The 25,686-nt window shown below is 43.4% G+C and carries 19 protein-coding genes; 9 read left to right on the top strand and 10 right to left on the bottom strand.

All coding sequences use genetic code 11. From position 1 onward, the window contains the following. Positions 1 to 242 precede the first annotated feature (242 nt). From yciH to EX191_RS05455, 4 genes are all read right to left on the bottom strand, one after another. On the bottom strand, positions 243 to 554 hold the full coding sequence (gene yciH / locus EX191_RS05470; protein WP_012842285.1) for a stress response translation initiation inhibitor YciH: 312 nt from the start codon (positions 552 to 554) through the stop codon (positions 243 to 245). Position 555: 1 nt separating this feature from the next. Continuing rightward, positions 556 to 942, bottom strand: coding sequence for a DUF3319 domain-containing protein (locus tag EX191_RS05465; RefSeq protein ID WP_005395460.1), 387 nt, complete (start codon positions 940 to 942; stop codon positions 556 to 558). A gap of 128 nt (positions 943 to 1,070) precedes the next feature. Then, positions 1,071 to 2,060, bottom strand: a complete 990-nt coding sequence (locus EX191_RS05460; RefSeq protein WP_012842287.1) for a D-alanine--D-alanine ligase — start codon at positions 2,058 to 2,060, stop codon at positions 1,071 to 1,073. Between the two features lie 149 nt (positions 2,061 to 2,209). Then, positions 2,210 to 2,779: an SPOR domain-containing protein gene (locus EX191_RS05455; protein ID WP_005390018.1), complete on the bottom strand. Its 570-nt coding sequence runs from the start codon at positions 2,777 to 2,779 to the stop codon at positions 2,210 to 2,212. A gap of 236 nt (positions 2,780 to 3,015) precedes the next feature. On the opposite strand from EX191_RS05455, the gene EX191_RS05450 reads away from it, so the two are divergent. Then, positions 3,016 to 5,649 (top strand): bifunctional acetate--CoA ligase family protein/GNAT family N-acetyltransferase, encoded by a 2,634-nt coding sequence (locus EX191_RS05450; RefSeq protein WP_193447305.1) that lies wholly within the window; start codon positions 3,016 to 3,018, stop codon positions 5,647 to 5,649. Between the two features lie 77 nt (positions 5,650 to 5,726). Here the strand turns inward: EX191_RS05450 and EX191_RS05445 are convergent, their stop codons facing one another. Further along, on the bottom strand, positions 5,727 to 6,614 hold the full coding sequence (locus EX191_RS05445) for a LysR family transcriptional regulator (protein ID WP_005395465.1): 888 nt from the start codon (positions 6,612 to 6,614) through the stop codon (positions 5,727 to 5,729). Positions 6,615 to 6,846: 232 nt separating this feature from the next. Between EX191_RS05445 and EX191_RS05440 the strand changes: the two genes are divergently transcribed. Next, positions 6,847 to 8,928, top strand: coding sequence for a TonB-dependent hemoglobin/transferrin/lactoferrin family receptor (locus EX191_RS05440; RefSeq protein ID WP_193447304.1), 2,082 nt, complete (start codon positions 6,847 to 6,849; stop codon positions 8,926 to 8,928). 336 nt (positions 8,929 to 9,264) lie between these two features. Here the strand turns inward: EX191_RS05440 and galE are convergent, their stop codons facing one another. Beyond that, complete coding sequence (galE, locus tag EX191_RS05435; protein WP_012842291.1) at positions 9,265 to 10,281, bottom strand: UDP-glucose 4-epimerase GalE; 1,017 nt, start codon at positions 10,279 to 10,281, stop codon at positions 9,265 to 9,267. 54 nt (positions 10,282 to 10,335) lie between these two features. Next, the gene (locus tag EX191_RS05430) at positions 10,336 to 12,294 is read right to left on the bottom strand and encodes a diguanylate cyclase domain-containing protein (RefSeq protein WP_193447303.1); all 1,959 of its coding nucleotides are present in this window, start codon (positions 12,292 to 12,294) and stop codon (positions 10,336 to 10,338) included. Between the two features lie 319 nt (positions 12,295 to 12,613). Here EX191_RS05430 and EX191_RS05425 point away from each other — a divergent pair, with 319 nt between their 5' ends. Genes EX191_RS05425 through EX191_RS05415 form a run of 3 tightly spaced genes read left to right on the top strand, consistent with a single transcriptional unit; the run spans position 12,614 to position 14,984 of the window. Then, positions 12,614 to 13,369 (top strand): 5-oxoprolinase subunit PxpA, encoded by a 756-nt coding sequence (locus EX191_RS05425; protein WP_048625039.1) that lies wholly within the window; start codon positions 12,614 to 12,616, stop codon positions 13,367 to 13,369. Next, a complete protein-coding gene (locus EX191_RS05420) occupies positions 13,369 to 14,052 on the top strand; it encodes a 5-oxoprolinase subunit B family protein (RefSeq protein WP_193447302.1) in 684 nt (227 codons plus the stop codon). Before EX191_RS05425 ends, EX191_RS05420 begins: the two co-directional genes overlap by 1 nt. Next, the gene (locus EX191_RS05415) at positions 14,049 to 14,984 is read left to right on the top strand and encodes a 5-oxoprolinase subunit C family protein (protein WP_193447301.1); all 936 of its coding nucleotides are present in this window, start codon (positions 14,049 to 14,051) and stop codon (positions 14,982 to 14,984) included. The genes EX191_RS05420 and EX191_RS05415 overlap by 4 nt, the downstream gene beginning before the upstream one ends. A 27-nt stretch (positions 14,985 to 15,011) precedes the next feature. Here EX191_RS05415 and EX191_RS05410 read toward each other — a convergent pair whose 3' ends face one another. The 3 genes from EX191_RS05410 to EX191_RS05400 all read right to left on the bottom strand — a co-directional run bounded on the left by EX191_RS05410 (position 15,012) and on the right by EX191_RS05400 (position 19,953). Beyond that, positions 15,012 to 16,451: an FAD-dependent oxidoreductase gene (locus tag EX191_RS05410; RefSeq protein WP_114323729.1), complete on the bottom strand. Its 1,440-nt coding sequence runs from the start codon at positions 16,449 to 16,451 to the stop codon at positions 15,012 to 15,014. 353 nt (positions 16,452 to 16,804) lie between these two features. Continuing rightward, the gene (locus EX191_RS05405; protein ID WP_193447300.1) at positions 16,805 to 19,261 is read right to left on the bottom strand and encodes an ABC transporter permease; all 2,457 of its coding nucleotides are present in this window, start codon (positions 19,259 to 19,261) and stop codon (positions 16,805 to 16,807) included. Then, positions 19,261 to 19,953, bottom strand: coding sequence for an ABC transporter ATP-binding protein (locus EX191_RS05400; protein WP_193447299.1), 693 nt, complete (start codon positions 19,951 to 19,953; stop codon positions 19,261 to 19,263). The genes EX191_RS05405 and EX191_RS05400 overlap by 1 nt, the downstream gene beginning before the upstream one ends. On the opposite strand from EX191_RS05400, the gene tesA reads away from it, so the two are divergent. The 4 genes from tesA (at position 19,952) to EX191_RS05380 (ending at position 25,654) form a co-directional block, all read left to right on the top strand. Then, positions 19,952 to 20,554 carry a multifunctional acyl-CoA thioesterase I/protease I/lysophospholipase L1 gene (tesA, locus tag EX191_RS05395; RefSeq protein WP_005395483.1) on the top strand — a complete coding sequence of 201 codons (603 nt, stop codon included), beginning with the start codon at positions 19,952 to 19,954 and terminating at the stop codon, positions 20,552 to 20,554. The two genes, EX191_RS05400 and tesA, sit on opposite strands and share 2 nt — an antisense overlap. An 82-nt stretch (positions 20,555 to 20,636) precedes the next feature. Beyond that, entirely contained in the window at positions 20,637 to 21,836 is a 1,200-nt protein-coding gene (fabV, locus tag EX191_RS05390; protein ID WP_193447298.1) for an enoyl-ACP reductase FabV, read from the top strand. A gap of 180 nt (positions 21,837 to 22,016) precedes the next feature. Next, the gene (locus EX191_RS05385) at positions 22,017 to 23,927 is read left to right on the top strand and encodes a bifunctional diguanylate cyclase/phosphodiesterase (RefSeq protein WP_193447297.1); all 1,911 of its coding nucleotides are present in this window, start codon (positions 22,017 to 22,019) and stop codon (positions 23,925 to 23,927) included. Between the two features lie 71 nt (positions 23,928 to 23,998). Further along, positions 23,999 to 25,654: an ABC-ATPase domain-containing protein gene (locus tag EX191_RS05380; protein WP_193447296.1), complete on the top strand. Its 1,656-nt coding sequence runs from the start codon at positions 23,999 to 24,001 to the stop codon at positions 25,652 to 25,654. Positions 25,655 to 25,686: the final 32 nt, after the last annotated feature.

Raw genomic sequence — 25,686 nt, 5'->3', positions numbered from 1 at the left:
TATATTATGTTAAATTAAATGTGATCGTACGCCAAATGTAACCAATGAGCGCTCCTATTCCCCTGTGAATTTGAAATTTAAAGCCTTTAATGTGAGTATTAAACATAATGGCTATTTACCATAAAATAGCTAATATCGATCTATCAATCTGCGATTGCTTGTTCTTCAATTAGCGTATTACTTACTAAAATAAAAAATGGCGTCTATTTTTAGACGCCATTCTGAGTTTCCCTGAATGTAAATTAGCCACCGGCTAATTTGACTGTCATGCCTTTCTTTTCAAGATGCGCTTTGATCTTGTCTCTAGCATCACCTTGAATTTCGATATTGCCATCTTTTACCGAGCCACCACAGCCGCAGACTTTTTTGAGTTCTGCAGCTAATAATTTTAAAGGTGCATCATCCAAGTCTAAACCTGTAACGATGCATACACCTTTACCTTTACGTCCTTTCGTTTGGCGCTGAATTCGTACAATACCGTCGCCTTTGGGGCGAGATGTTTTCTCTTCTTCCGGCTTAATTCGACCGGTTTCTGTTGAATATACCAGAGTCATTCTATTGTTTCTTTTGTTGTTGAGCTTGCATCGCTTTTTGCTTTGCAACTAAATAAGCTTCGATATGACGTTGAATAGCAGTTTTACTACCCTTAATCAGTTTACCATTAAACATACAGTACCAAGAGTTGGGCTGACCTGTATCATTTTGAATAGTATAACCGTTAAAGACTTCTGATTTTGCACCACCAACTTGCTGCGCTCTTTGTCCAAGCGCAGCAAACTCTTTGGGATCAATAATTGATGCGGTATCGCACCACCAATCAATGCTTTTCTTTACCGCCGTCAAACTACCTTGTAAGACGTGGTTCTTGATTTTAACCTTCCAAATACTGCCATCTGGTCCGCCTGACTGCAGGTTAAAACCTCTATAGTTTGAAATCGCCATACCACTGAGTCATCTGTTTAATGCGTTGATATAATCATAATTGCTACTGAGCAATATTCAAATACGGCTTGAATAAACCTTGCTCTAGAAAACAATTTCTATCATAAAACGCGCCTCGATAACGTTAATCACTTTGCACTGTTTATACAATCTTCCAAGAACTCATGGAATTTGTGCCCGTTATTTTGAAGCATTTTAGGGAACATCGAGATAGGAGTCATACCTGGGAATGTGTTTACTTCGTTTAAGTAAATCTCATCATCTTCCGTTAAGAAAAAGTCGATACGAGACAAATGGCGAAGATTCATTTGCTTAAATACCCTTTCAGATGCGTGCTGAATTGCATCTAATTGTGCTTGGGTTAGATTCTTCGCTTCAACTTCGGTGAGCGAGTGACTTGAACTGCTGTACTTTTCATCGTACGAGTAAAAAGCACCGTCAGGTGCAATAACCTCGCCTGGCTTCGTTATGTGCAGCTGGCCATTCATCTCATATGCAGCAACTTCAAGCTCTCGTGGTTTTACTGATTTTTCAACCAACACTTGGTCAGAAAACCCAAACGCATCATTTACTGCATTGGAAAGTTTATCTTTTTCTGTGACGCTGTAACATCCAACAGATGACCCTTGACGAGCGGCTTTGACAAAGACTTTTCCCCACTTTTCAAATGCTTTATGAGCTTGAGTATGAGCTTCTTCATCGTTGCGCGTTAAGAATAAGTATGGCGTATTGGGAATGCCGATAGCGTCGTACCAAAGCTTAGATGTGATTTTATTGAAGCTATTGCTACTTGCTTCTGGCCCGCAACCAAGGTAAGGAATACCTGCGATTTCAAACAGAGATTGAATATCACCTGTCTCGCCTGGAAAACCATGTATACAAGGCACAATGAAATCGATGGTTTGATTAGATTCACTTGAGCACAACTGCTTGGTATTGAGATCCAAGTAAACCAACTCACCTTGGTTGGTCATCCAACCTTCGTTTTTAATTTCTACGCGTGTAACGTGAACGTCTTCAATAAGATTTAATTGTTGTTCGACAAAGTTTGCAGACAATAATGAAATCTCGTGCTCAGAAGAGCCGCCGCCGCATAGTAGAAGAATATTTTTAATCATGAATCAATCTTTCCGTGACCTACAAAAGATACTATTTATTATGATAAACCTTTGAAGTGTGACGTACAGTAATTTTAGTGTGAGGAATTTTGTTCGAGTAGGATTTGAACAAATAAATAAGGGAGCTATTCGCTCCCTTATTTGATGTGTTAGTTTAATTTGTTAAGCGTTGGGTAAGCTGAGTTTTTAATGGCGTCAATGCTTTTAACAAATGGTCTTAACTGCTGAAATTGAGCAGGCAAAGTCGAAATCGCTTGCTTGGCTTCCGCGCTTGTTGCGTAGTCTCCGTATAAAACTGAGAACCACTTAGTACCGTTGACGACTTTGTAGTTTTCCCAAATTGGCTGACCGTTCTGTGGCAGCTTATTTGCAAACTGATCGACTTTCGCTTGGCTACCCACAGCCGCGACTTGAATGGTATAGCCGAATCGTTGAATACCTGCTTGCTTTTTACTCGGTGGTACGATCTTAACTGGCTTCGCCTGCTCTTTTGGCGTTAGCTTGACTACTTTCTTCTCTTCAGGCTTTGCCGTCATTTTCACAACAGTTGGTTGTACGTCTTTTTCTACTACAGCGTTTTCAGACGCCATAATTGGCTTAGAGATACGATCTGATTTGTAGTCCTCTCGATAACTTTCAGAAGTTACGTCTGTGATGTAAGTTTCAGATGCACAAGCAGAAAGCAGGACTGACAAGCCGATGATTGCGATTTTTTTCATGAAGTAACAAATGCTCTGGATAAATATTACGATAAATCATGCCGATAGCAGGGCCGTTTATCAAGCATCAAATACAATAATCTGTGATTTTGATGTGATGAATAACACAAACTCCATAAGCATCGTCCACATTTTATGCAATGTCTGGTCTGAAGGCGTTTTATCAATAAATTATTCGTTTATGATTGATATGAAACCGATAGGCAAACGTTACTTGCAAACGGCTAGGAGTCAGCATGAATAAACTACATAAACTCTTTAAACCCAACTCTGTGGCCGTTATTGGGGCATCTCAAAAAGCATTGCGAGCAGGGCATGTCGTTATGCGTAACCTTCTACAAAGTGGATTTGGTGGCGCGATTATGCCAGTAACGCCGCGATACAAAGCGGTATCCGGAGTTATAGCCTATCCGGATGTGGCTTCCCTACCCTATACGCCAGATATTGCGATTTTATGTACGAACGTTTCACGCAATGAGCAACTGCTTAAAGAGTTAGATGAAAGAGGCACGCCGTTTGCGATTGTTATCTCTGATGACGCTCAGCCTTTAAATATTTCATCATTGAATATTCGAGTTTTAGGACCGAACAGCTTAGGTATTATCTTGCCTTGGCACAATTTTAACTGCACGTTTTCTCCTGTTGCGGCTAAGCCCGGAAAAATTGCGTTCATCTCACAATCTGCGGCGGTTTGTACCACAGTGTTAGACTGGGCAAATGATAAGAATATTGGCTTTTCTTCGTTCATTTCGATTGGACGCGGACAGGATATCGATTTTGCAGATTTGCTTGATTACTTAAGTATGGATGGGAATACGGAAGCTATTCTGCTTTATGTGGATAACATCCAGGATGCTCGACGATTTATGTCTGCTGCGCGAGCTGCTTCACGGAACCGCCGTATATTGGTATTAAAAGCGGGCCGCTCTAAAGAGATGAATACTTTCGAACAGCAAGATGGTGATACGCTTGATGTAATTTACGATTCTGCCATTCGTCGAACTGGTATGTTACGAGTCAGCAATACGCATGAGCTATTCGCTGCGGTAGAAACACTCACACATTCTGTGCCACTTCGTGGAGAGCGTTTAGCGATCGTCACCAATGGCGGCGGCCCTGCTGTTATGTCCGTTGATACTTTGATTGAACGTGGTGGCCAACTCGCAACACTTGATGACGCTGCCATTGAGCAATTACAAACTGCACTCCCGTCCAACTGGCGCGCTCGAAATCCGATTGATCTGTCTGGTGACGCAACAAAAAAACGCTACATTGACACCATTAACGCACTGATGAATAACGACTGTGCAGATGCGATCTTGATTATGCATAGTCCTTCAGCGGTTTCCGACCCTCTTGAAACTGCTCAAGCTGTTATTGAGGCGATCAAGGCTCACCCTCGGCATAAGCATTTTAATATCTTGACCAACTGGTCAGGAGAACAAACGTCGAGAGAGGCACGACTGGCATTTACTCAAGCTGGCATTCCAACCTATCGAACGCCGGAAAGTGCGGTTGTTGCATACATGCACTTGGTTGAGTATCGCCGAAACCAGAAGCAATTAATGGAAACGCCAACGACGGCTGAGCCATTGCACTCTGGAAGTGTGAGTTCTGCAAAAGAATGGGTAAATGAACGACTACTGGATAAAAACACAGTCACCTTGGATACGCATCAAACCAGCCCATTATTTAAGCTGTTCGGGTTTAACGTTTTGCCTACGTGGATTGCATCTGACGACATTGAAGCTGTTCATATGGCAGAAAATATTGGATACCCTGTTGCGGTTAAATTACGTTCTCCAGACATTCCTCATAAATCGGATGTTCACGGTGTCGCTCTAAATTTAAGAAACAGTCGAGAAGTTTCCAACGCAGCGCTATCCATTTTAGATACCGTAAAGCTCAGTTACCCTTCCGCCAATGTACATGGGCTGTTGGTACAAGGGATGGCAAAGCTCGGTAGCGCTGAAGAGCTACGGATTAGTATTGCAGTAGATAAAGTGTTTGGACCAGTAATCTTGCTTGGTCAAGGCGGCTCTGAGTGGAATATAGCGCAAGATGCCGTCGCTGCACTTCCTCCTTTGAACATGACGCTTGCACGCTACCTTGTCGTTGTTGCTTTAAAGTCTGGAAAGATTCGCCTGCAGAAACACAAAGATGCGCTCGATATTAGTGAGTTGTCGAAATTCTTAGTTCGTATCTCCCAAATGGCGGTTGAGTTGCCAGAAATACAAAGACTGGATATCCATCCAGTATTGGTGTCGGGAAGCGATTTAACTATCCTCGATGCGGACATCACACTGTGTAAATACGAGGGAGATGCGCAAAAACGTCTGGCGATTCGTCCTTTCCCGGCAGAATTTGTCGAAACTGTAACGCTTCGAGATGGCCAACCTATCCTGCTTCGCCCTATCCTGCCTGAAGATGAGCCGCTGCATGCTCAATTCATTAATAGCGTATCGAAAGAAGATCTGTATAAGCGTTTCTTTTCTGAGGTTGGTGAGTTCAACCATGAGGCTTTGGCAAACTTCACTCAAATCGACTATGACCGCGAAATGGCGTTTGTTGCGGTAGCGTTTAATACTGACGGACCGTCTATCATAGGGGTAGCCCGCGCATTGATTACACCAGACAATCGTGACGCTGAGTTTGCTATTTTGGTTCGTTCAGATTTGAAAGGAAAAGGTTTAGGCAAAGTGCTGATGCAGAAAATAATCAGCTATTGCAAAGTTAAAGGCACAAAGCAAATGTCTGGAATGACCATGCCAACAAACAGAGGAATGTTGATGTTGGCTCAGAACTTGGGGTTTGAGATCGATGTCCAGTTTGCAGACGGTACGGCAGATATGGTGCTCTCTTTAAATTGAAAAGCTCAGCATTAGCGATGACTTTTACTTCTTACATTCGATAATCAATGGGAACCTAAGAAGTAAAAGTTACGTTGTTACTTTAGTTTCCAATTCTTTTTCAAGTATTGAATACACCAGGATTTCGCCTCACCCATGGTATTTCGGCGCCATGCTAAGATAATATCCATCGGCTGCTCTTCTGTACCTTCGATTCGCTTCAATACGCCACTATCAATCAAAGGTTGTGCAATTTGGCTTGGTAACGTACCAATGCCTAAACCTGCAGTGAGCGCATCTACTTTTGCCGTAAAGTTGGTGACGGTCAAGCGAGGCTGTTTTTGAATGATATTAATTGAGAGCGCAGGTTGTTCGCGTGCAGTGTCTGCAATGGCAATGATCCGGTACTTTTCTCGCGCCGCCTCATCAAACTTACCACTACGCTTGTGAACATAGTGATCAGCTGCCGCTACCCAAAACATGCTCATTTTACCAATTTTTTCTGATTTGACTTCTTGAGGAAGTGTATCCAGTGATGGGCAAATCAGTAAATCCGCTCTACCTGTATTCAGCGATTCCCAGCTACCAGCCAAGATCTCTTCTTGCAGTCTGACTCGTGTTGAGCTGACTTCAGCCAATGCATCAACCATAGGGAAGAAATTGGATATAGGAATAATGCCATCAAAGGCAATGGTAATATCCAGTTCCCAGCCATTCGCCAATAACGTTGCATCATTCACTAACTTTTCACTGGCTTGTAAAATGGCTCGTCCTCTTTCAAGGATGAGCTTTCCTGCTTCAGTAAAATGGGCTTTGTGGCCAGAGCGATCGAAGATAATGATGTCTAAGTCTTGCTCGAGTTTCTGGATCTGATAACTCAGTGATGACGGGGCTCTATCTAACTCATTCGCAGCAGCTGCAAAACTCCCTCTTCGGTCAATGGCATCCAGAATATGGAGCGCTTCTAACGTAATTGGACTCTGCACATGGCCTCTCTTAATGTGATTTTTGTCACATTGATTGTATTTGGATGATCTTATCAAGAACTAACGTTAAACAATATAACACACTGATAACTAAAGACTAGAAATGCTCATAACCTAAGAGTTCTACTCAAGATAAAACCACAAATGACAATGGTAATGATAGTAATTATTATTTAGATCCATTAATATCCCGTTTGTTGTTACCTATTATGGATCTAAGGTATTGAAGCCAATGTATAAAAAAACAATTTTGTCAGCCTCTATTCTGATTGCACTATCCCAAGGTGCCTACGCTGAAGATCATTCAACCTTCAATGAAGTGGTCGTGACTGCGACTCGTACTAATAGCCAAATCGAAGACACTGCTGCTTCTGTTGCGGTCGTTACTGATAAGAACATCGAAGAAAGCATGGTCACTGGCTTAGATGACCTCTTTGAGTACACGCCAGGAGTCACGGTTAAGACAAACTCTCGCCAAGGTGTCCAGAGTATCAATATCCGTGGTATCGAAGGCAATCGAATTAAAGTTCTTGTGGACGGCGTATCTCAAGGTAACCAGTTCGAATCAGGGAATACGTTCATTAACTCTGCTCGCGTTAACGTGGATACCGACCTAATAAAAGCGGTTGAAATTGTAAAAGGTGCAGCATCGTCTCTACATGGTTCTGACGCAATTGGTGGCATTGTTGCATTTGAAACTAAAGATCCGGCTGATTTCCTTAAGGGTCGTAACTTTGGTGGCCATGCGAAGTTCAACTACTCTTCCGAAGACAATACATTCAGTGAATCTGTGGCATTAGCGCACAAAACTGGCGACTTGGAATCTTTACTTGCTTATACGCGTCGCGACGGCAATGAACTGGATAACTTTGGAGATCTAGCAGATGCAGATACAGAAGCGAACAACTTACTGGTTAAGCTTCAGTACCAACTCAATGATGCACATCGTGTTGAGTTCAATGGGAATTATATTCGCAACAAAGGCAACGGAAAGCAGTCTTACAACGGTTATACTAATGCAACAAGTGAAGATGTAACAGAACAATATCAAGTTGGTATAAAACATATTTGGGAGATGCAAACGGCCGTAGCGGACTCCCTTACCTGGCAACTAGATTGGCTTAGCAAAGAAGAAAACGGCATTACTGATCGTGTTAAAGGTCAGAATAACCAACGTAAAGACTACATCTACGAGGATGAAGGCTACCAGTTTGATTCTCAGTTCGACAAATATCTCATGCTTGGTAGTACAGAGCATTACTTTGTGTACGGTGCATCCTTCAGTGATAAAGACATTAAGAACGTTAACAAAGAGTACAACAGTGCAAGCGGAAACAAAGAAATTTTCTATATCCCTTCTGCGAGCGAGCGTCGTTACGGGCTCTTTTTACAAGACGAAATTACGGTAGGTAACTTTACGATTACCCCGGGCGTACGGTGGGATGCATTTGAAACCGATCCAGGTGACACAAGCAGCAACCCAAGTGGTAACGCGGCTAGCGACTACAAAAAGTTTTCTGATTCTGCATTTACAGGCCGCTTAGGTTCTGTTTATAAGCTTAATGAACAACATCGTTTATTCGCGCAAATCAGCCAAGGTTTCCGTGCTCCAGATTTCCAAGAGTTGTACTACTCCTTCGGCAACCCAATGCATGGCTATATTTTTAAGCCAAATCCTGATTTAAAAGCAGAAGACAGCATTTCGTACGAATTTGGTTGGCGACATAATAATGACATTTCTAGCAGTGAAGTGTCAGTTTTCTACAGCGATTACGACAACTTCATCGAAAGTAAAACCGTCTCTGGCACTTGGACTCCTGTGACTGACCCTGCGATTCTGCAGTACGTAAATATTGGCAAAGCGACAATTAAAGGAATTGAGTTTTCAAACCAACTTTCGTGGAACAAGTTCATGCCAATCGAAGGATTTAGCTCTCGTGTAGCAGCGGCGTATACGGAAGGTGAAGATGGAAACAATAATCCACTAAACAGTGTTAACCCTTGGAACCTTGTCGCTGGTTTTAATTACGATTCAGAACAAAACTGGGGAACCACGTTAACCATTAACTACACCGCATCTAAAGATAAAAGCGACATAAATGACGATAAAGTGTTGCCTATCTCCGCAGCTACGGTTGTAGATATCACCGCGTACTACAAACCTATTAAAGACCTTACGTTGCGAGCAGGTATGTTCAACGTAACAGATGAAGAGTACTACAATTGGAATGATGTGCGTGACCTTCAGACAGAAAACAAAGATCTGACTCAAGCTGGGCGGAACTGGTCAATTACAGCTAAATACGAGTTCTAAAGCCTCCGAAAACACAAAAGCCAGCTTAATGCTGGCTTTTTTTATGGCTTTCATTTCAAAAATGTAAAGAAAAGTATGAAAAATGAAAGTTTACTGTTTTGCCATCTCTTTTTTCACCATTACTGCTGCTGCAATGATAAAAGTGATGATCAGACCGAGTTCCATGAACTACCCCAATAGCTATGAGAAAATTTATAACCCAAATTAAGAGTCGGACATAGTTTAACAGCTCTATATAGACTTGCTACCTTTTAACCAGTAATTTACGATTTTTTCCGATTTGGATCAAAAAAGACGCAATTATGCGTCTTTTTGTTATTATTGTGTAAATCAAAATTAGGCGTCTGGATAACCTTGAGGGTTGTTAGATTGCCAACGCCATGTATCACCCGTCATTTCTTCTAGAGTGCGAGACGCTTTCCAACCTAACTCATTCATTGCTTTTGATGGATCAGCCCAGCACTCCGCAATATCGCCTGGACGACGTTCAACAAGTTGGTATGGAACATCTTTACCACTTGCGGTTTCAAACGCTTTCACCATTTCAAGCACACTGTAGCCATTGCCAGTGCCAAGGTTGTAGACATGAAGCCCAGCTTTGTTACCTACTTTTTCCAAAGCAGCGACGTGACCATCGGATAAGTCCATCACATGAATGTAGTCACGCACGCCGGTGCCATCTTTCGTTGGGTAGTCGCTACCGAATACAGAGAGGAACTCTCGGCGGCCCACCGCAACTTGAGAAACAAACGGCATTAGGTTATTTGGAATACCTTGAGGATCTTCACCTAACTCACCTGTTGGATGTGAACCTACAGGGTTAAAGTAACGAAGAAGTGTGATGCTCCAATCTGGATTCGCCTTTTGGAAGTCTGTTAAACACTCTTCCACCATTAATTTACTGCGTCCGTAAGGGTTAGTTGCGCTAGTTGGAAAGTCTTCTGTGATTGGAACAGATGCAGGATCGCCATAGACAGTTGCTGAGGAGCTAAATACCAACGATTTAACTCCAGCTTCGCGCATTGCATCAACCAATACCAAAGTGCCATTCACATTGTTGTCATAATACTCTAGAGGTTTTGCTACGGACTCACCGACGGCCTTTAAACCTGCAAAATGGATAACCGCTTCTATATCGTGCGATTTTAGAACCTCTACCATTGTCGATTTATCTCTGATATCGGCTTGGATGAAGGTTGGCTTTACGCCACATACCTTTTCAATGCGCTCTAAGACCGTAGACTTACTGTTGTACAGGTTATCTAGAATCACTGGCGTCATACCAGCTTCGATCATTTGAATACATGTATGGCTACCAATATAGCCCATACCACCCGTAACAAGTACTTTCATTTTATCATTCCTTCTGACGCGAATGGGTTTAGTTTAAAGCTTTGACGTTACGATTTAAACTGTCTCCTGCAATTCACATCCCATTAATATTGCTTGGCCTTTTCCGGCTTTTTTAGCTTGATACATTGCAGTATCTGCACTTTTTAACACTCGAGTGGCATCTCGCTCATTAACACCGACCAATTTTACGCCGATGCTAACGCCAACCTTGAGCGAGTTACCTTTGTACTTGATTGGTGTGCATACGCTTTCGAGCAGTTGTTCTGCAATTCGGGTGACGACTTTTTGGTTGGCAGGATTAACCAACATGACAAATTCATCACCCGAAAGTCTTGCGATTAAATCACTATGTCGAGTCGCAGATGTTAGACGCTCGGCTACTTTTTTCAGAACTTCATCACCTGCGTCATGGCCATAGGTATCATTAACCTCTTTAAAACCATCGAGATCGAGGTAAAGCACCGCAAATTCGTCACGTAAGTATCCCGACCGTTGTACTAATTCTTCCAACTCTAAATGGAACTTAGAGCGATTCGCTAACCCCGTTAATGCATCGTGATGAGCTAAGTACTCAAGCCGTTCCATCTCTTTTGCGCCAGAAAGATCGGTAAGAACAATGACCAGGTCGTAGAACCCATGGTCTTCACACTTAACGATGCGATTAACCCTTGCAAACATCGGCACAAACTGGCCAAGATGGTTCTGTTCAATAACTTCCCCTTGCCATACCCCGTAGTTTTCTATCGATTCAATGATGCTAGGCATCATTTCCTGCAACTTGCGCCACTTAAGTGTTTGGATAAATGACTTCCCAATAAGCTGATCCATCTCTAGTCCAACTAACTTAGTGACCGCAGGGTTAGCCATTGTGATAACACCTCGATGATTAAGAACGATGAGGCCATCTTGGCTGCTCTCAAAAACACGCCCCGCAACACGCTGCCTGCTCATGGCCTCTTCAATTTCGGTGATATCTTGAATCGAAAACAATAAGTGTCCATGTGTGGACAAACGACGACTGGTTAAACTCAACTGCTGTTCGTTGTCTGCATTTTTGAGGTGAATGTCATCGCACTCTAACCCCCTACTTAGGATTTGGCTCAGCTCATTCGGTGTTTTCGTTTTAATTAGATCACGGATATTGGCATGCTCAAGTTCCTCTGACTTTTTTTGAAATATCTGCCGAGTCGCAGTATTACAGTAAATAACACGCCCGAAGTTGTCGGTAATAACTAATGCATGTTGAATAGATTCAATGACTTCTTCTGAAAACGCCCGCTTTTGTTCTAACATTTCTAATGAATGTTGCCGCTGTTTCTCGCGTGTTGTTAACTTGTTCATCATTTGATTGAAGGAATGTGCGAGTTCTCCAATTTCATCCTTGGAGTAATAGCGAACTTGAGTATCCGTATTTTGTCCGTGTGTCACACTCTCTATCGTATGACTCAGTTCTATAACAGGTTTGAGAACAAGCCTATCGATACTTATGTAAAAGATAGTGCCACCAGCGAACAGCAACAGAAGAAGTACAGCACCATCTCGAAGTAAAGATTGTTGGGCTTCTATGATTGGACGATGGGAAAGCGTAACCCTCATACTGCCAATGACACGACCATCGTGAATAATTGGCTCTAGAACATAAAGAAATTTGGCAGATAAGGCATAACCTAGCGCGTGTAACTTGCTTCTTTCAGTTTGATTAGGGACGGGAGCTGATACCCCACCTCCTTCAAGAACAACGAAAGGTTGATCATCTTGGTCGTAAAGTTTGACCCGCGTAACATTCGGCTGGTTTAAAAAGTTGATGAGAGTAGTTTGAGCTTTTTGCTTGTTCTTTGTCGTTAGCGCATCTTTAATTGAGAAAGAAACATTGTTAATCAACTTTCTCGTTTGTTCGACCAACTCATGCTTAGACGATTGGTATGCAGTATACGAGGTATAACCTTTTGAGATAACAAAGATAGCCGTTATAAAGACCAAAATTGGCCAAATAAGCTTTGCTCGTAATGACATATGTATTCCTGTCGCAGACAACCACTAAAAATGACAGAAGCGTTGTTATGCAATCTATTACCCATTAAGGGCGACAAGATTAACACGATGCCAATGCAAAATAACCTTAAATTCTCAATAATTGGATGGAAAAGGAACGAAATACCTTAAAATTCGGATCAACTCAAATAACGGCAACATCTTTATGGACTAAAGTGATCTTTTTCGTCAGCCATCAGATCATAAACCTCGCTCTCATGATAGAAGAATGAAGTGAGTCACTGAACCTAGATGCATTTTCCTGCATCGTGAACCCATTGCTTGTGTAGAAATAAAACGTATGACATTGAATAAACAGCAACTTACATTGAACTGTGACATGGGTGAGAGCTTTGGCTCTTGGATTATGGGGGCAGACGAAGATGTTATGCCTCATGTTGATATGGCAAACATCGCGTGCGGTTTTCATGCTTCCGATCCCAATGTCATGCACGACACTATCACTCTCGCCAACGACAACGATGTTGATATTGGAGCACACCCGGGCTACGCCGACCTCCAAGGCTTCGGCAGGCGCAGTATAAACATGACGGGTGATGAAATTACTAACATGGTTATATACCAAGTAGGCGCTTTACAGGCACTTTGTCGGGCTCAATACACAGATATTAGCTATATAAAGCCTCATGGCGCGTTATACAACGACATGATGAAAAGTGATTCGATATTTAGATCAGTCGTAAAGGCGGCAGCTTTGTTCAAAGTGCCGTTAATGATTCTAGCGTCACAGGAAAACGAAAAATACTTAGAAATCGCAGATGATTATGACGTTCCCTTGCTGTTTGAAGCATTTGCAGACCGTTTGTATCAAGATGACGGATTACTTACACCTAGGACACAGCCTAATGCCGTATTAAATAGTGAGCATGCGATACTTGAGCAAGTCCGTACGTTAGCAGACTCTGGGCGTGTCAAAACCGCTTCTGGCGGCTACATTTTACTGGAAGCCGATACGATTTGTGTTCATGGTGACAATGAAGAGTCGATCGCGCTGATCCAAAAGATCCGTCAAAGCCTATACGCGGGAGGAAATTAATGCATAAAGAGAAATTTAGTATCTCTTTGATCTCTGAGTGCAGTATTTTCATTAAGTTTGACGAGAATATCTCTGAAAATGCGATCGGAGAACTTGCTCGAAACATCAAAGACACTTTAGCGTCAATCATTATGAACGTGGTCCCCTCCTATCAAACCATCCTCATTGATTACTTGCCTTTTCGAATCAATGAAAAAGATTTAGTGCATAAACTGCATCAAATGATCAGTCAGTTTGATACTCAATCGCTCAGCCTTGTTCAACCTAACCACATCACTATTCCCGTATACTACTCCGAAGAAACCGCGCTAGATTTGTCCCGCTTTCAAGATCGTGGACTATCACTAGACGTGCTCATTTCCTTACATACTCAAGCTGAGTATGCGGTTTCAGCGATTGGTTTTGCTCCAGGGTTTGCATTCCTCTCCGATGTCGATACTCAATTACATATGCCAAGGTTAGCTACACCAAGAACGCGAGTACCAGCCGGAAGCGTGGGAATCGCAGACTCTAAAACGGCCGTCTATCCATCAGATAGTCCTGGCGGATGGAACATTATCGGTAGAAGCCCGCTTCCCCTTTTCTCTGATACGCCACCATTTATACCGTTTGAAGTAGGTGACAAGGTCACGTTTGATGCCATTTCCAAACAAAAGTTTATCGAGTTAGGAGGTGTTCTATGAGTTACGCTGGATTGCTGGTGGAAAAGTCAGGGCCACTTTCTTTGATTCAAGACTTTGGTCGTTTTGGCTTAGCGCATATTGGCGTGACTCAAGGTGGCCCCGTAGATGATTACGCCTACAGTTGGGCAAACCATTTACTTAGTAACGTAGTCAATTGTGCAGCGATTGAAATTACTTTGGGTAACGCTTGCTTTGTCGCACTACATAACTGCCATCTTGCAATATGTGGTGGTGATTTGAATGCAAAAATAGATGGTGAGCCTATCTCAAATTGGTCTGACTTTACGTTGAAGAAGGGGCAGAAGCTGCAGTTCGGAGTCGCAAAAAATGGACTTCGATCCTATCTTGCGGTTAAAGGTGGGTTCGATATTGCTCAGCACTTAGGAAGTGCCTCTACAGTCACGAGAGAATTTCTTGGTGGTTATGACTCAAATGGTGGCGCTTTAAAAGCAGGCGATATTCTTCCCTTTTTTCCTCATAACTTACCGAAACACAAACCAAGGCTGATGACATTTCGCTTTAAGCCGGATTACAACTTACCTATCAAGCTGAGAGTGATTGAAGGCTATCAAAATGAGGACTTTGATGAAGACGCTCGCCAAGCCTTTTATAGAAACGCATTCACCATATCCCCTGATTCAAATCGTATGGGCTATCGTCTTGAAGGAAACAAAATCAAACCGCCTTACGAAGGCGTACTGTCGGAAGGAATTGCGCTAGGATCGATTCAAGTTCCTAACGATGGTAATCCCATTGTGTTGCTCAACGACCATCAAACCATCGGTGGCTATCCTAAGTTTGGCTGTGTAGCACGTATTGACCTGCCAAGGCTGGCACAGGCGAAACCCGGGCAAAAAGTCAATTTTGTGAAAGGAGATAGACAAGGCTTGCAAGAAGTATGGTGCCAATGGGCTCAGTTTTTTGGATATTAGTACAACCTCTGAGCCCATACGTAACGGTTATGCCGGCATCCCATAACGCTCTGCTAACGCTTGCGGATAGTCTCGCTCTTGCGTGAGTTTAATCGCGTACTGCTCAATTTCTTGTTCAGACCAATGCACAGCGACAGGATGTTGGGATTCCACATTTTGGTTAGGTTCAATATCAAACCAGAACTGAAGCATTTTTTGCGCTGCGAGTAGTGTTGATGACGCTTTTACCACTTCTATCCGCGCGTAATGGTTGTCTTCAAAGGTCACATCGGCTGCCCTGAGTACCGGATCCGTTCCAGGAATTTGCTGGGCACCAAACAGGGCTTTTCCCCCTTTGATAGCAGAGTGATAGTCGGGAATGAACTGCGCCATGTGTTTGATAGCATTATTGGTTCGTTCTTCTAAGACTTCTTCTCGCCAACCGTTACGTATCTTTGAGAGTAAAGGAACTGGCAGTTCGGGCTGAGCTGAGGACGGCGTACTCTCAACTAAGCCATCTTCAAATAGCGTAATGCCTTTCGTCATGCCGTGAAGCTGAAAATAACCATCACCATAGGGGGTCAGTTGAGCCATTCCTTTATCAGTTCCACGCGGTCCATGGAAAATAACTTCTGGCCACAGTTGTTGGCAGTCTGCCCACTTGGTTACGTAAGCGGCTTTAAACTCAACTAACCTATCACGCTTGGCACCGATGGTATTGTCAATGGATCCTGTTTCAAAACCACATGCATTGACCAAGTAGTCACATGTCATAAGATAATCGATGCCATCTCGTTCGTAACCAAGTTGCCAGTGATTACCCATCCAGTCCGCTTGTTTGAGCGTTGCTTGTGTGCATACTGAGGCGTTTGGCAGAGCGTTCAACGTTAAATTGGCAATTGCGGCAAGGCGAAAAACACTCCAGCCATATTCCTGAACCGCCACAACTGGGTACTTTAGCGCTTCTAGATCAGCATGTTGAGCAAAAGGAATACACCACTCATCAAAGGTTGCAGGGTGACTTGGTTGAGTACATTGTGCGAGTGCTTCTAGATCCTCTTTTGAATACAATTTGTAGTATTCGCTTGGCTCGCCGAGCACTTTGTTGCTTTGATCTTTATCAACGAGCGTTTGATACGCATTTTTCACCACCTCTAGTCGAGGAATAAGTGCGGATGGGTCTCCACCATCAGAATAAGGGACTGCAATGATCGTCGGGCGAATATTCAGTGAAAGCGGATATAGGCGAACGGTATCAATGGATTGTGCTAACAAATCTAAACATTGTTGCTCAGAAATCTCTCGATATAAGTTGCCACCTGCATGTAAATGGCAAATGGGCGGACCATTTACCAGTGATACGCCCTTCTCTATTACGGAAACTTTAAAACCCAGCTCCGCAAAATGAATTGCTGCTGTTGCACCTGCGACACCGCCACCAACAACAGCGATGTGCTTATCTTTGTAATTTGGAAACTCAGACTTCATTGCTTCACTAAAAATTTTATAAGGAAAATTCTTTACTAACGGTGGATTCTACTCGTGTTTGGGCTTGATTAAAATCACAAAAAGTTCATGGGTTTGCGAAATATCCAACTGCGCCTTTATGGTGCGTTAAAGTAGAAAAAAATTGCAAAAAAAGTACTTGACGACATGGTTAGGAAGACACTTTTTTATGCCTATGTGAATAACAATTTCACTGTAAGACCCATGGCGCAAAGCCTGCAGAAACACCCCACTTTTTACCCCATTTAGTTATCCCAAAAGTTATCCACTGTTTTTGTGGATAACTAAAATAAAAGTGTCATGGAGTGTTCCACATTTAATAACATTTGCAGTGATTAAGTGTTTACTGGCGTTAACAATCTTTTCAACAAACTCATTACGACAAGTGCCAACGTAACAAATGTTGCCAGTGGTAAAGCTATCCACAATTCGGGGTGAATTTGTGCGTTTAGGTCGAAGCCATATATCATTACCGCGGCAACACAAACTTCGGCAGCGAATACCGCGACACCGCTAGCTATCAACGCCATAATGCCGTATTCGGCCCACAGAGTTGTATTGATCCGTTTTTTACTTGAACCTAATGTGCGATACAAACGGATCTCCTGCTGACGTTGGGATAAGCTTAATCTCAATAGCGTAAAGATAAGTAGCAACCCCGCAACCACGCCTAAAAGAGCAAGAATAGTGATTGCCGATACGATTTGTTGAATCAAATCCTGGATTTTTTCGCCCATGGTACGAATATCTAAAACAGATACCGTTGGGTGAGATCGAGACATAGACGTTAATAGTGCTTCGTTCCCTTCATCAATTCTATAACTGATGAGGTAAGAACCCGGTAGATTAGCCATAACGTCGGATGAGAAAATAAAGTAAAAGTTAGGCTTCATATCACGCCATTCAACATAACGAATGGTATCTACTACCGCATCGTAGTTCTGGCTATTAATAACAAAGCGCAGTTTGTCACCAAGTTCGATGCCCAAGTCATTTGCTACATCGGCTTCTACGGAGACACTCCCCTTATTTGTCCATTCACCCGCAAGCACATCATTATACTCTGGCAGGCTGTCTCCCCACGTAAGGTTCAATTCACGACGTATTGCGTCAGAGCCTTCTCCTTCGTATTCAATCTCTTTGACGTTTTGACCATTAATCTCTGTCAATCGACCACGAATAATTGGATAAGCTTGTGACCGTGTAACCCCATTTTTATCTAAGGTTTCTAGGTAGCTATCGAGTTCGTAATCACCAATATTTAATGCGAAGACATTTGGCGCGTCTGCAGGTAAGGTTCTCTCCCAATCCGCGAGAATATCGCTGCGCACAAGCCAGATAATAGATAGCAGCATCAAGGACAACGCCAAAGCACCAAACTGCAGGCCACTGGTTACTGGCGTGCGGTTGATACGACTCAACGCAAGCTTCATGGCAGGTTGTGTTGAAATACGCGCAAACAATTTTGTGAGTGCGACGCTCACTGCAGCAAGCACAACAAACAGTACTGCAATACCAATAAGAACAATCCAAACTAAGGTATTATCAGCATAAAGCAAAAGTAATGGAACAACGGGGACTAGAACGAGCAACATTCGCTTCCAAGAACGTTGTGCTTTACCCTGCTGTAGCACTTCTAAGGCTGGAGTTTTAATCAAACCCAACAATGGTATGCCAAGGGCAGGAACGGTGATCAGGACCGCTGAGATAAACGACACTAGATATGGAGTGACGCCGTAACTAGGTAGAGGCTCGGGTAATAAGTCTTTGAGTGGAATGCGCAACAAGTACTCCAGCCCACTTCCCAACAATAACCCAACGACACTGGCGCTAATGAGCAGGATTGTGACTTGAATAAACAGCCATTTTTCAATCCATCGTCGACTTGCGCCAAGGCTTTTTAGCATCGCAATGGTTTGTGTTCGACTATTCACATAGTTTTGGCAAGTAAGAACCAATGTTGTCGCTGCCATAATGATGACAATCGCAACAGTTAGAGACAAATACTGCGTTGTTCGTTCAAAAACCTCATTGCTACGACTGGCAGTATCTTGCGTGCGCCAGCGATCGCTCGGAGAAAGCTGCGTATCATCTTGTAAGCTCTTTAGTGTTTTATCATCGGCTTGTAGAAACAGACGGTATTGAACTCGACTCCCGACTTGAATCGCTCCTGTTTTCTCAACGTCTTTTTGATGGATGTATGCAGAAGGCATTTGTTGAAATGGGTTAAAGCTTAACCCAGGTTCCATCAGCACTGCACCTGAAACCGTAAAATCGGCATCGCCTATAGTGACGCTGTCACCCGACTTGACGTCTAGTTGAGCCATAATCCGCTCATCAAGCCAGAGTTGGTTCTCTTTAACGCGACCGGATGGGTTGTTGTCTAGTACCAGTTCTCCCATTAAAGGGTAATTGTCGTCCACTGCCCTTACGGAAATCAACTGCATACCATTGTCGCTAAATGCCATCGTGGCAAATCGTGTCATCGTCGAACGTTCTAGGTTTTCAGTCGAGGCTAACAACGTGTCAGGTATAGGATTAGCAGACACAAACACCGCATCCGCTGTCAATGCATCCTTCCCCTGTTTGACGATCACCTGCTCCATTCGCTCCGCTAATGCAGAAAGCGCAAAGATGCTCGCAATCACAAGAATAAGGGCAACGCTAATAGGCCAAAGGTTCCCCTGTCTTATTTCGCCGAAACTCCAACGTATTAGGCTTTTGTTTGACGAGTGTTTTATTGCACTGCTTCTTTCTGTCGATGTTGCTTCGCTTGATGATACTGCAGACATTACACCGCCTCCTTAAGCTCGCCCGCCTCCATACGATAAATACGGTCACATCGACTTGCTAGGTGACCATCGTGTGTAACTAATATCAGCGTTGTTCCATGCTGCTCATTAAGATCGAATAAAAGCTCAATCACTTTGTCTGCGGTTTGATGGTCAAGATTGCCGGTAGGCTCGTCTGCGAATAACAGTTCAGGCTGTGTCATAAAGGCACGTGCTAGCGCGACACGTTGTTGTTCACCACCAGATAATTGACTTGGAAGATGATCGACACGTTTTTCCAATCCAACAGCGGTTAATAATTCGGCTGCTCTTGCTTCATCTTCGGCTTCACCACGTAAAAGACAAGGAAGCGTGACATTGCGTAATGCACTCAAGCTCGGGATTAATAAGAAACTTTGGAAAACAAAACCTAGAGAGTCAGCTCGAATTTTTGCGCGAGCTTCATCGTCAAGTTTTGATAACTCATGTCCCAACAAGGTAATTTCACCTGATGTTGGTGTATCAAGGCCAGCTAACAACGTCATCAACGTTGACTTACCCGCACCGGAAGTACCGACGATGGCGATTTTTTCTCCTTTCCTGATGTCAACATTTACATCTTTGAGGATTGTTAATTGCTCTTGATTAGTAGAGACTTGTTTAGAAACCAAATTGGCTTGAACAATAGGTGCATTAAGTACAGGTGTTTGCATGATTCGTATACTTTCCTTAGTTCTATTTTTTTGTTTTTCCGCTACTGCACATGCGAGCGAAAAGCTACTTGTCTTAGGTGATAGCCTGAGCGCGGGCTATCAGATGCCGATCGAAAAGAGTTGGCCTAGCTTACTCCCTGATGCGTTGTCAGAACATGGTCAAGATGTAACAGTTATTAATGCCAGCATTTCTGGCGATACCACAGGCAACGGCTTAGCTCGATTACCACAGCTACTAACCCAACACAGCCCTGATATGGTGCTCATTGAGTTAGGTGCCAACGATGGCCTAAGAGGTTTCCCTCCTAAACTTATTACGTCGAATCTCTCAAAAATGATTACCATGATAAAAGATTCAGGTGCGGACGTTGTCATGATGCAAATTCGAGTGCCACCTAATTATGGTAAGCGCTATAGCGATATGTTTTACGATATCTACCCTAAGCTTGCACAACATCAACAAGTTACCTTGATGCCATTCTTCTTGGAGCATGTGGTCATCAAACCCGAGTGGATGATGGATGATGGCCTTCACCCAAAGCCTGATGCACAGCCTTGGATTGCTGACTTTGTTGCTCAAGAATTAATTAAACATCTCTAATTTTAATGGTCTAGCTCAATAAGTTTTACTTAACTTTACGTTAATCTATTTTCAACTCCACTCATCGAGGATAGATAACAACATGCGAATAGACCCTTTAATTCAAGGTGTTGTTGCTCGCTCTGCTCACCCATACGGGTGTCATGCATCCATTAAAGAGCAAATTGAATACGTAAAACACGCCCCGCAGATCAAAAGCGGTCCAAAACGGGTTTTGATTATTGGTGCTTCCTCTGGTTTCGGGTTAGCGGCTCGTATTGCCCTCACCTTCGGAGGTGCTAAAGCTGATACCATTGGTGTCTCCTTCGAGCGCGGGCCTTCAGATAAAGGCGTTGGAAGTGCGGGTTGGTATAACAACATCTTTTTTAAACAAGAAGCAAATCACGCGGGGCGTACCGCCATCAATATTGTTGGTGACGCATTCTCTGACTCTGTCCGCAATCAAGTGATTGAAGCCATTGAAACGTACTTTGAAGGTGAAGTTGATTTAGTCATCTATAGCTTAGCGACGGGTGTTCGACCTAAACCAGAATCTGATGAGTTTTGGCGTAGCGTCATTAAGCCTATTGGTGAGCCTGTCACTGGCGCTTCAATTATGCTGGAAAACGATCAGTGGGTAGAAACCACTTTAACTCCCGCAACAGAGGAAGAGGCCGAAGCCACTATCAAAGTGATGGGCGGTGAAGACTGGGAAAGCTGGATTGATACACTGATTAATAACGACTCGATTGCACAAGGCTGCAAAACCATCGCGTTTTCTTACATGGGACCAGACGTTACGCACCCTATCTATCTCGATGGTACGTTAGGTCGAGCGAAAATCGATTTACACCAAACAAGTCACTCGTTGAATCTAAAACTTGCCAACTTTGACGGCGGTGCTTACGCAACAGTGTGTAAGGCGTTGGTGACGAAAGCCAGTGTGTTCATTCCTGCGCTAAGTCCCTACCTTTTAGCACTTTATCGAGTGATGAAGGAAAAAGGTACTCACGAACGTTGTATTGAACAAATGCAGCGACTGTTTACCACTAAATTGTACGATCAAGATAAAGTGCCTGTTGACGGCGAACGCTTAATCCGAATAGACGACTTAGAGCTTGACCCGCAAGTACAACAAGAAGTCCATGCTCTTTTAGAGCAAATGAACGCGAATAACTTTAAAGAGGTTGGTGATTACCAAGGCTTTAAAGATGAGTTTATGAAGCTAAATGGCTTTAACTTTGAAGACGTCGACTATTCGCAAGACATTTCTATTGAGTCGCTAAAATCGCTTAAACCTTAATGCTTGTTATCTGTTTCAAGTATGAGATATGTGATAACTATTCCTAGTCCTGAACACTTTTCAGGACTTTTTTTTGTTTCAAGCCCCAGCCACCCTATACTTAATTAAAAACCGAGAACAAGATAGAGCAGTCTACATTTTAAATTCACAGGAAGTGAAACCACGTAAAGGATGACCTATATGGGGAGATTGCAAACATTAGATTATGAAATCCCTGAGTCTATGCAAAAAAGTTGGCAGGAAATCGTCAACTTACTGGCTCAAATAACGCACGTACCCACCACATTAATCATGCGTATCCATCCAGATTGTATTGAAGTCAACACATCCAGTGAAACTCAAGGTAACCCCTATCGTACCGGCGATGCTGAACTACTCGGGAACGGTTTGTATTGTGAGCATGTCATTGAGCATAAGAGCGAACTCATGGTTCCTAATGCGCTCGAGGATGAAGAATGGTGCAACAACCCTGACATCAAACTAGGCATGATATCTTATTGTGGTTTACCGTTATTCTGGCCAAACGGAGAGACGTTTGGAACCATCTGCATGCTTGATTCCAAGAAGAATGAATACAGCGACACTTACCGCCAATTGCTCGGAACTTTCAAAGACTCAATCGAAGCGCAGCTCTCCGTCGTGTATCAGCAACACAAACTCCAGCGCCTTAATAATGAACTCAAAAATCGAGTTGAGAACCGTACTACGGATTTAGCGCAGTTGAGTTACTCCCTAACAAAAGAGATTGATCGTCGTAAGGCCGCAGAAAAACAAGTGAGCTATCAAAAAACACACGATCAGGGAACCGGATTCTTAAACCGCGCAGCACTGGAAAGTGTTGTCGGAGAGACACTCGGAATGTTGGATCATAGCCAGCAATCACTGCTCGTGATAAACATTGGCTTTAGTAATGCTCGCAGTATCCAAACCCGTTATGGCTTTGAGGCCTTTGACGAGATATTAAAAGAATTTCGGTATCGCCTTGGTAAACGAGAATCGAGTTATTTCGTTACCGGAAGGCCGAGCTCGAATGACCTTGTATTACTCATTTGGGGCAACGATATTGATATGAAATTGCGTAAGCTACTGGATGATATCACCAATATTGGCTTGGGAAGCTTTTATATAAAAGACACAGAGGTTCACCTCAACTCTTACATTGGTGTTGTTCAAGCCCACCAAACCAGCAATGCCAAACAACTTCTTCAAAATGCATGCTATGCCATGCTGTTGTGTAAAGAGTCTGGCGAAGCGTATAGTTATTTTTGTGAAAGTCATTCGAATGAGCTAAACAACCACAATCAATTGGAAAGCTACTTATTGCAAGCGGTAAGAAATGACGACCTGATGCTGTACTTTCAGCCCAAAGTTCACCCCCATACTCACAAATGGATTGGCGCAGAAGCATTGTTGCGCTGGAGACACCCAATACTGGGCGACGTCTCCAACGAAGCATTAATACATATGGCTGAACAAAACGGACTTATTTTTGAAGTTGGCTCTTTTGTTCTTCGTACCGCGATAGACAAAGCGAAACAGTGGTCGGAGTTAATTGATAATTTCAAAATTGCCGTTAACGTCTCTCCAATTCAATTACAAAACGTGAACTTTGCGGAGCAAGTGCAACACCTACTCGAATCCTTCCATTTACCAGCACATTTTCTCGAACTCGAGGTGACCGAGAGCGCTTTAATTGCCGATGAAATAGTAGCACGCACAACGCTAAACAAATTGCATGAACTAGGTGTGACATTGTCACTTGATGACTTTGGTACAGGGTACGCCTCTTTCAGCTATTTGAAGAAATACCCATTTGATGCCATCAAGATTGATAAGAGCTTTGTCCAGCAAATGGAAAAGTCGGACGATGATCGTGCGATCATTTGCTCTATCATACACATAGCTAAAAAACTGGACCTCCAAGTGGTTATTGAGGGCATTGAATCCCCCCAACAAGAGCAGTTTCTTATTGGTGAGGGTTGTGATATTGGGCAAGGCTTTCTCTATGGTAAACCGATGCCTTGTAATGAATTTGAGCAAAGTTTGTTTAATCAGCGTCTTTCAGGCGGACAATACGCCTACTCTTCCTAAGCATTCTCTTTACTAAGGTGGCGGTGGTTTCTATAATCGCCGCCCGCTTCTATTAAAAGGCCAATATCTTCATGGATCAGTTGACTGCCACGCTTAAGAAAATTGAAAAGCAGAACTACCGCGCTTATCAGCAAATCAAAGGTCAATACGACTTCACTGATTTCACTTTGTTCATCGATCACGTACAAGGAGATCCGTATGCTTCCGCGTCACGTTTTCGTGCAACTCGCGCCTGGTCCTTGACTGGTCTGGAATGGTTAAAAGACGAATCCCCTGCTTTTCAACGAGCAGCACGTGACTTTATTGCGCGCAGTTTTGAGCAGTTTGCTAAACAAGAAAACTCCGTATCCATTTCATTGAATGGCCAAACTGTGTTGGATAGCACCGCAGTATTGTTTACCGAGGAAGGTATTGAACTGCGTTTTCGAGTTAACTTGCCTGCTGAAGGTCGTTCAGTGTTGGGGAAAAAAGCCAACAACATACTGACTTTCCATTTGCCTAAGTTTATCCGTCGAGCGACCTTAGAACGTGAACTCGACAAAGCAGCATTGATTGAGCATTGCCAAGTTGTTGAAGACCAAGATGCCCTGCGTGCACAGTTGGAAGCCAATAACCTAGTTGCGTTTGTCGCAAATGGCAGCATTCTTCCTCGAATTGCTGGCAACTGTGATCTCCCAATGAAAGAGGCGGTTGAGTTCAAGGCCCCTGAATCGCTGCAAGTGACTTTACATGCACCAAACAAAGGCCATGTCACGGGATTAGGGATTCCAAAGGGCATTACGCTAATCGTTGGTGGCGGTTTCCACGGTAAATCTACCTTACTGAATGCGATTGAGCGTTCGATTTACGATCATATTCCAGGAGATGGTCGTGAATACATCGTAGCTGATGACAAGGCAATGAAGATCCGCGCCGAAGATGGTCGATGCGTGCATCATTTGAACCTGTCGAATTACATCAACCATTTGCCAATGGGTAAAGATACAGCGGACTTTTCGACTCAAGATGCATCAGGCTCAACATCACAAGCCGCTTGGCTTCAAGAGTCTATTGAAGCGGGTGCGAGCACGTTATTGATTGATGAAGACACCTCTGCGACGAACTTCATGATTCGAGATGAACGTATGCAGGCATTGGTGGCAAAAGGTGATGAACCAATTACCCCTCTTGTCGATCGCATTGGTCAATTGCGAGATGATCTCGATATCTCTACCATTATCGTTATGGGTGGTTCAGGCGACTATTTAGACGTTGCAGACACAGTCATTCAGATGCACGACTACCAAGCGGTTGATGTGACAGAAAAAGCGAAAGAAGTGATCGCTCAGCACCCTACTCAACGTCATAACGAATCGGAAGAACGTTTACAAACTTTCTCGCCTCGCGCCCTGAATCGCGTTGCTTTGATGAATATTCTCACTGACGGTAAATTCCGTGTGAATGCGAAAGGCAAAGAGTCACTTCGATTTGGCAAAGAGTTTACTGACCTTAGCGCTTTGGAACAGATCGAGTCCGCTGATGAAGTCAACACGATTGGCTGGTTATGGTTCCAAATCGCTCAGCTTCCAGGCTGGTGTAATCATCCAGCGAAAGAAATTGAAGAAATGCTGTCTGGTGAGTGGCATGCATCGCTTCCTAAGCAAGGGGACTTAGCCAAACCACGCACACTAGACGTAATGGCTGCGCTTAATCGCATGAGAAAATCTCAGTTTAAGCCTTCATGCTAGTTTTGATACGCTGATTGAGACAATCCAATGAA

The sequence above is a fragment of the Vibrio chemaguriensis genome (genome assembly GCF_012275705.1).
Taxonomy (GTDB): Bacteria; Pseudomonadota; Gammaproteobacteria; order Enterobacterales; family Vibrionaceae; genus Vibrio; species Vibrio diabolicus.
This window is presented reverse-complemented; position numbering and strand designations above follow the sequence as displayed.